Here is a 7759-nt window from a genome sequence, read left to right as displayed (position 1 = left end):
GGCCGTCATCATTATCAAATTCGACAGAATTCTTGGGCTGCCCGATTTTGGCACTTTGTTACTGTGGTTGCGGATGACGAGTGAGCGGAGCACATCTTCACGTACATTCCGCGTTTTCTTTTTTAAATGGGGCTTCTATGCCCGAACAATTAGTGAAAGAGGCGAAAGCGCAGGGAATAGAGACACTCGCATTAACCGATGATTGGCGGTTATCTGGCATTGTGCCTTTTTTGAAAGCCTGCCAACAATATGGCATTAAGGGTTTGGTAGGAGCGGAAGTTGTTTTAGAGACGTGGGGGAAGTTGGTTTTATTAGTGCCTGACACTGCCGCGTATGGGGACCTAACCGCTCTTTTGAGCGAAGCTCATTTGAATTACCCGCGATCTCATCCTATGGTGACCTGGGAGATGCTGCAGCGGTGGGGAAAGTCTCTCATTGGATTAACTGGTGATCGCGAGGGAGTCCTAGCTAAAAATTATCCATTAGGGAATCGCCAGCGTTTAGCACAGATTGCTCAGCAACTCTATCAAGTGTTTGGATCGGACCGCCTTTTTATTGAATGGGCGGTGAGCCTTTTGCCGGGTGATAGACAAATCTTTCATGCATTGAGTGAATTAGGCGAATGCTATGGATGGAAGACTATTACCACGGGAGCAGTGCATTATGCTCAAAAGTCACAGTTTGGTCTTTTAGATGTGATGACCTGTATTCGGTTAGGAAAACGGATTGAAGAGGTGTTCCCTGGGAGACGATTAAATGCCGAGAATTATTTAAAACCGTGGAGCGTATTTGAAAAGCTGTTTCGAGATAGACCCGAGATATTGACAAACACCCTGAGCTTGGCCGAACGGTTAGAAGCTCCTCAGTTATTTCATCGGAAGTTTCGTCCGCTTTATCGCACACCGAATAACGAAAATGCGGATCAATACTTGCAGCATAAGGTGCTTAAAGGCGCTCAATGGCGCTATCAAAGCGAGGCGCCGAAGGTGCGCGACCGCATTATTCGAGAGTTATCTGTCATTAGAGATCTCGGGTTTTCCGATTATTTTCTAGTGGTAGCTGATATTGCCGACTATGCTCGAAAGGAAAAGATTCGTTTTTCCGGACGAGGCTCTGCTGCTGATTCCGTGGTAGCCTATTGTCTTGGCATTACGGATGTGGATGCTTGGCGGAGAAATCTTTTGTTTGAGCGCTTCATGAGCCGGGAACGTCAAGAAATGCCCGATATCGATATTGATTTTGATGCGCGTTATCGCGACCAAGTCGAAGAATATGTGAAAATGTGTTATGGGGCAAGTCATGTGGCGCGCGTTGCAACTTATCAGACCTATCGTCAGCGATTAGCGGTCAGAGAAATTGGTAAGGTGATGGGGTTCCCGCCTCAAGAATTGGATGCTTTAGCTAAATCATTACCAGAGTTATCGATAGCGGAACTTTTAGACCGATGGGACAACATTCCGGAACTGTCTCAATTTATGGAATCCGATCGTTTGAAATTGGTATTAACGTGGGCTACTGCACTTGAAGGGATTCCTCGACATATGGGGACGCATTTAGGTGGTGTGGTCATTTCCCATGATCCACTTGCAATGGTAAGCCCTCGAGAACGCTCTCCTAAGGGGATAGAAATCCTCCAATTTGATAAACGGGACGTTGAAGATTTAGGGCTTGTGAAGTTAGATTTACTCTCTTTAAGGACATTCTCGGCGGTGGAAATGGCGAGTCAGGCCATTCGTGCGACTGATTCGTTTGACTATGACCAGATCCCGCTTAAAGACCAAGCCACCTTTGAGCGACTTCAACGTGGGGAGAGTATTGGGGTGTTTCAACTGGAGAGCCCCGCACAAAGATCATTGGCGCAGCGACTGGAACCCGATACATGGGAAGATATTGTCGCCAGTTTAGCTCTTATCCGTCCGGGACCGATTAAGGGGAATATGGTCGAACCCTTCATTGCCCGTCGACGTGGGGTTGAACCGGTGACCTATCTGCATCCAGATTTAGAGCCGATCCTTGCTAAGACCTATGGTGTGGTCTTGTTTCAAGAGCAGGTCATTGCCATAGCGAGTACGTTAGCGGGATTTACACACGGTGAGGCGGATTTGTTGCGAAGAGTGATGACGCACGCCCGCTCAACACGAGAAATGGAAGAATTAGGCAGGCGATTTCGGGAAAAGGCCGTTGCTCGTGGAGTATCTGATGCGATTGCAGAGCAAGTTTTTCAACAGATTGTCGGATATGCCAGTTATGGATTTAACGAGGCGCATGCGGCGGCGTTTGCCGAAACCTCCTACCGTACGGCCTATTTATTGGAGCACTTTCCTCGTCAGTATTTTTTGGGACTCTTAAATGCCGAACCTCTGGGGTATTATCCGATTGATGTGCTGATAGTGGAGGCGCGTCGCCGTGGTATTAAAATTTATCCTATAGATATTAATGTGAGTGGGATCGGAGTGGTGGAGGAAGGAGCGGACGGATTACGAATAGGGCTCGGGTTTGTGAAGGGGGTGGGACAGTTACTGGCTCAACGGGTTGTCGAGCACCGTCCTCGGACGGGATATCGCCATCCCGAGGATGTTATGGATTCTATTCCTGATATGCGGCCACATATGCGGCGGTTTATTGAGATCGGAGCGTTTGACAGTATAACTTTAGATCGCACCGGGTTATTGACCGATGTTCAAGGAGAAAACAGGTTGCGGTTGACCGTGGCAAAATCCGGGAACGAATGGAGTCAAGCGGAGAAGATTGTTGCCGATTATCGATATTTGGGATTTGGACAGCATCAACAGTGGATGGAATTGTGGCGTCCGCATGTCAAGCGCGAGGGATTTCTTGCGATTCAAGAAATCGAAACTGTGTCGATAGGCCAATCCGTACGTACAGTGGCATTATTTTATCGTCCCCATCGTCCGCCAACACGTAGCGGCCAATTGGTGGTCTTTTTTTCGTTGGTGGATGAGACCGGGGTATTGGAAGCACGTCTTTCCTCTAAAGGATATCAACGGTTTGGTCATCTACTGTTTGGAAAAGTGCGCAGAATAATTGCTGTGGCCGGTGTGCGCGAGGCGAGTGGACTACGTGTTCAGGCCATTGCACCTTGGCCTCAAAACCACTAGTGTTGACATCCTTTTCACGGCGAAAGCGACCTTCGGTACCAGCACAACGGGAAAAATTAACCATTGTGCAGGATTTTACCGACTTTTGTCCAATATGATAAGTCAATGGGTGAATAGAGGCAGGTGTCAAAGAGGTTGTTACAACCAGCCACCGCATATACGCTGAATCGAGCGCGTTTTCACCATATGGTCTTTTTCTTTCGCGCTTTATTATGGTTTATCGCTGCAATTTTTGCCTGGGGCCATCCCGGATATGGGTGGGTATGGCTCTCTTGGGCAGTATTAGTATTGTCGGGATTGATTTTGTGGCGGCGTCAAAACAGCATGGAAGTATTTAATCAAGTCTGCATTCCCCTCGATTTGGCACTTCTCTCGTTAGCCATCAGTATGTCCGGAGGCCTTCAGAGTCAGGCGTATATCCTTTATGGCGGAGAAGCTCTATTTTTAACCTCTTATGGCACCCTGCGATACTCGATGGCTGGAAGTGCGATCGTGACATTGGCCTATGGCCTTGCCACCAATGGATGGGATGCTAGAATATTTTGGTGGCGTATCGCCACTTTTGTCGTCTATTTTTTGGCTGCGGGAGCGTTGGGACGTGAGTATCGGTTAACACGGCATCGCAATCGCGAGAGCCGGATGAAACTTGAGCAAATATCTCAATTGCGCGCCCTCCAAGATTCGATTTTGAGCGACCAAGATATCGAAACCGTGCTACTGCGACTGCTAGAAGAAGCTCGTGATATGTTACGAGCCGACGTCGCCTATTGCATCCGGACAGATGCGAGTCATCGCACCGCAGGATTTCTCATGACGGGCATGATGACCCCGGAGGGGATTGACCTTAATGAGTGCGTTCCTCCACAAACGCTAGAAGTCACTTCGTCCAGTCAGATCAACCGTGCCCAGGATCCTCTGCATCTTTTATTGGAGCAGTCTGGAATGAAAAGTTTCATTAAAGTTCCGCTGCAACATGAGGAAGTCAATTATGGCTGGATGGGCATGGCGACCACCACTGGGCTAGAAGGTTTTGTGTCCTCAGAATTTGTGGTACAGAGCCTTGCCGACATCATGTCCACTCAAATTCGATTTCAAGAAAGCCAATCCGTGGCTGCAAAGAGAGGACAACTCTTGACCATTATTGAGCGTGTGGGTCGCATCGTCAATCGTAACCTGGAAATGGGGAATCTGCTTCAGAGCTTGCGCCAGGCAGTATCGGAAGTATTGGACACAGATAGCTTCTTTGTGGCACTCACATTGCCTGATGATCCGAGCCATGTCCTGATGCAATATTTATGGGACGATGGGGAGGAATATCCTCCAGAAGTCTTTCCGATTGAACCTGAAGGGATTACCGGAGGAGTGATTCTCACCGGTAATCCCTTACTGCTGAACGGTACGGACCATTCGGGGATATTGACGGGATCGCGTCGCGAGCCCCAAGGAATGATTGTCGTTCCTCTCATTCATGAAGGACGCACTTTAGGTGCTATATCGGTCCAATCCTATCGAATGGAATATGGCCTGGACGATGTGGAGTTTCTCTCGGCTATTGCTTCTCAGGCGTCCATTGCCATTCGCAACGCGCAGATGTATCAACAGACGCAAGAAATTTCTCTAACCGATTATTTGACTGGGCTGGGCAATTCGCGACGATTTAATATGGTGGTGCAATCGGCGATTGAACTTTCCATTGAAACGCAGCAATCATTATCATTGATTTTAATCGACTCCGACAGCTTGAAACTGATCAATGACCAATTCGGCCATCAGGCGGGGGATCTGCATCTTCAGCGCGTCGCGCAGGTCATTCGCGATAACATTCGGGAAGATGATATCGCCTGTCGCTACGCGGGAGATGAGTTTGTGATTATCTTACCCAAGTCTGATGCCCAGGATGCACAACAAGTAGCAGAACGCATTCGTCAAGAGATTGAGCTACATCGCCTCTCGTGGGATGAACAGACGATGGGAGCCACCATTAGCGTTGGTGTCGCGAGTTATGCTCCTCCCATGACAGCAGATACCTTATTTCAATCGGCCGATCGCGCCATGTATTCGGCAAAACAAATGGGCAAGAACCGCGTGGCGATAGCGACTTAAGGGAAAATTTGTATTTTGAGAGAAACTTATGGATTTCGCATAAACAGTATTGACCCGAGGTCGTTCGGTTTGTATAATAATCAAGCGTGGTCTGAGGCGAACAACAGACGCGGGGATGTAGCTCAGTTGGGAGAGCGCTTGAATGGCATTCAAGAGGTCAGGGGTTCGACTCCCCTCATCTCCACCAATGACCCCATGGTCTAGAGGCCTAGGACATCACCCTTTCAAGGTGGTAACCCGGGTTCGAATCCCGGTGGGGTCACCATGGGCCATTAGCTCAGTTGGTTAGAGCATCCGCCTTTTAAGCGGAGTGTCGAAGGTTCGAGTCCTTCATGGCCCACCATAATATAGGCCAGTAGCTCCAATTGGTAGAGCAGCGGACTCCAAATCCGCCTGTTGGGGGTTCGAATCCCTCCTGGCCTGCCAGTTTGACCTTGCTGTGATGGTGAGGGATTTAGAAAGTGTGGATCTAACACTGCCTCAGCGTGTTATGATTGTTGAATGCGGGTGTAGCTCAATGGTAGAGCCTCAGCCTTCCAAGCTGATCACGTGGGTTCGATTCCCATCACCCGCTCCAACTACGGGGCTTTAGCTCAGCTGGGAGAGCGCCTGCTTTGCACGCAGGAGGTCAGCGGTTCGATCCCGCTAAGCTCCACCAATATTGGGGAGTCGCCAAGTTGGTAAGGCACGGGACTTTGGATCCCGCATTCGCAGGTTCGAGTCCTGCCTCCCCAGCCATATTGTTTTCAGATACCGCAAGCGATTGCGGATTTTTTGTTTCGTCCCTCGAAAGCCGCTATACCGGGCCTTGCCTCTTAAGAGGCGCCTTCGACTCTCCCAACGTCACCTAGACGCCATGCCAAAAGAGCGGCCTCCAGTAAATTTTCGCGAGATACTCGGCACACCGTAGCGCATGTGGTTGTCCACTGGGGGAGCCTGGCCTCCATGTGGTCCGCGACAGACAACGGCCCCGGCGATGAGGTCAATGAGTCAGGCACGTCCGGGAGCGATCCTGAAAACCCCCGCCTTATCCTTACGGGATGAGGCGGGGGAAGATTTCATGCTAGTCTACGGTCACACCTTGGCTTTTCTTTGTTACGGTCTTGGCGCGAAGCTGACTTACTGGAGTGTACTCTCCTTTAGTCAGTAGGGATACGAGAACGGTGAGGAGTATATTGACGACTAGTGCCACCAAGCCTAAATTAAGGCCCCATGGTTCCAAGTGTAGAAAGTAGAACAGGAGGGCGCAGGCATCGCCAGCAATTAGACCCACGCCGACTCCGATTGGAGTGGCCTTCTTCCAAAACAAAATGGCCATGAGTCCCGGAAAGAACTGTGTAAATCCATAATAGGCCGTATTGATGAGGTTCAGCATGAGCGTAGGGGTGACCACCGTCAGGAGGATGCTGATAAAAAGATAGATGCCGACAGCTACTTTGGTCCAACGTTGTACGGTGGCATCAGACGCTTGCGGCGCTAAGTACCCACGGATAAGATTTTTTGCAGCCACAGAAGATATCGCCAAACTCACGCCAGATAGGACTAAGATGGCGGATAGTGCGGCACCTGCAGCAACCAATCCCACCATCCAGGGGGGCAGTAAATGCATGGCCGCTGCGATGAATGAGAGGTCGGGAGTCTTTGCCAGTCCCTTCAAAAAGGCTAAGCTAAAGAATGCTGCGATGATCAGAAATGGATACATAATCATGTATAGTGGCATGACAATTTGAGCTTTTTTCACGGAGGTTTCTGAATTCGCCGTGAAGGTATATTGGAGCCCAAATGGGCTGGTGTAAAATCCTAGGGCTTGAAACACGATGGTGGAAAGAACGTAGGGCATGGCGTTTTTGACACCGGAGATTGGGACAGTCACAAAAGTCGGGCTGACCTTGGCCAAGTGATGAAAGATCGGGAGGATGCCACCTACGAGCAGAATGACCGCGATGCCGACAATCAAGATAGATGCAATCATGAGGGTATCCTTTAAGATGGACACCATCGCGGGGGCTCGCATTCCTGCAATAAGGATATAGGAAAATGCCACTATCCCGGCAATGGTTAAGCCAATGACCGGATTGAAGTGAGGTGCAAACGCCTTGAGTACGACTTCCAATCCGGAAAATTGCAATTGCCCCCACGGAATTACAAAAATCAGTGACGTGATCGAGACCACCAGCATTAATCCTCGGCTCCGAAAGTGACGCTCAAAGAGATCGGGGCCTGTTTCCGCTCCATGATATTGTCCGGCACGCCAAATCAGGGGATTAATAAAGTATCCTACCGGATAGGCTAAGAGGATATATCCTAGGAACCAGACCGCGTACACTGCGCCGCCAGCGTATATACCGCCCGGGAATCCGATGATGGTTCCAATACTATAAATCTCACCCACAGCTAGCAAGTAGAAGAGGGGCGTTTTGAGGGAGCGTCCTGCGACCAGAAAGTCTTCGAGGTTTTGTGTGCCTCGTCGCCACTGAGATGACCAGGCGAGCAGTAATGAAACGGCGATCGCCAAAATCAGAATAACAAATCCCATA

Annotated in this window: 3 protein-coding genes and 7 tRNA genes; 9 read left to right on the top strand and 1 reads right to left on the bottom strand. The window is 49.6% G+C overall.

The features are described from left to right. The first annotated feature begins 80 nt into the window (after nt 1–80). The 9 genes from ACOJWD_RS11680 (at nt 81) to ACOJWD_RS11640 (ending at nt 5960) form a co-directional block, all read left to right on the top strand. Nucleotides 81–3119, top strand: coding sequence for a DNA polymerase III subunit alpha (locus tag ACOJWD_RS11680; protein WP_486993403.1), 3039 nt, complete (start codon nt 81–83; stop codon nt 3117–3119). A 135-nt stretch (nt 3120–3254) separates the two neighbouring features. Then, complete coding sequence (locus tag ACOJWD_RS11675) at nt 3255–5222, top strand: sensor domain-containing diguanylate cyclase (RefSeq protein WP_486993402.1); 1968 nt, start codon at nt 3255–3257, stop codon at nt 5220–5222. A 111-nt stretch (nt 5223–5333) separates the two neighbouring features. Continuing rightward, nucleotides 5334–5409: transfer RNA gene (locus ACOJWD_RS11670), tRNA-Ala, on the top strand. A gap of 2 nt (nt 5410–5411) precedes the next feature. Next, a tRNA-Glu gene (locus ACOJWD_RS11665) sits at nt 5412–5487 on the top strand. 1 nt (nt 5488) lies between these two features. Then, nucleotides 5489–5565: transfer RNA gene (locus ACOJWD_RS11660), tRNA-Lys, on the top strand. A gap of 6 nt (nt 5566–5571) precedes the next feature. Then, a tRNA-Trp gene (locus ACOJWD_RS11655) sits at nt 5572–5648 on the top strand. A gap of 77 nt (nt 5649–5725) precedes the next feature. Beyond that, a tRNA-Gly gene (locus tag ACOJWD_RS11650) sits at nt 5726–5799 on the top strand. A 5-nt stretch (nt 5800–5804) separates the two neighbouring features. Next, nucleotides 5805–5880, top strand: a tRNA-Ala gene (locus ACOJWD_RS11645). Between the two features lie 4 nt (nt 5881–5884). After that, nucleotides 5885–5960 (top strand) — tRNA-Gln (locus ACOJWD_RS11640). 325 nt (nt 5961–6285) lie between these two features. On the opposite strand, the gene ACOJWD_RS11635 is transcribed toward ACOJWD_RS11640, so the two are convergent. Continuing rightward, a complete protein-coding gene (locus ACOJWD_RS11635; protein WP_486993401.1) occupies nt 6286–7758 on the bottom strand; it encodes a sodium:solute symporter family protein in 1473 nt (490 codons plus the stop codon). Between the last annotated feature and the right edge of the window lies 1 nt (nt 7759).

The organism is Sulfobacillus sp. TH-112, assembly GCF_057473405.1.
The sequence above is the reverse complement of the archived record's forward strand: the minus strand, read 5'-3'. Positions and strand labels throughout refer to the sequence as shown.

Excerpts from the sequence above, each read along its gene's own strand:
- ACOJWD_RS11635 (WP_486993401.1), bottom strand. The coding sequence starts at position 7,758 with ATGGGATTTGTTATTCTGATTTTGGCGATCGCCGTTTCATTACTGCTC.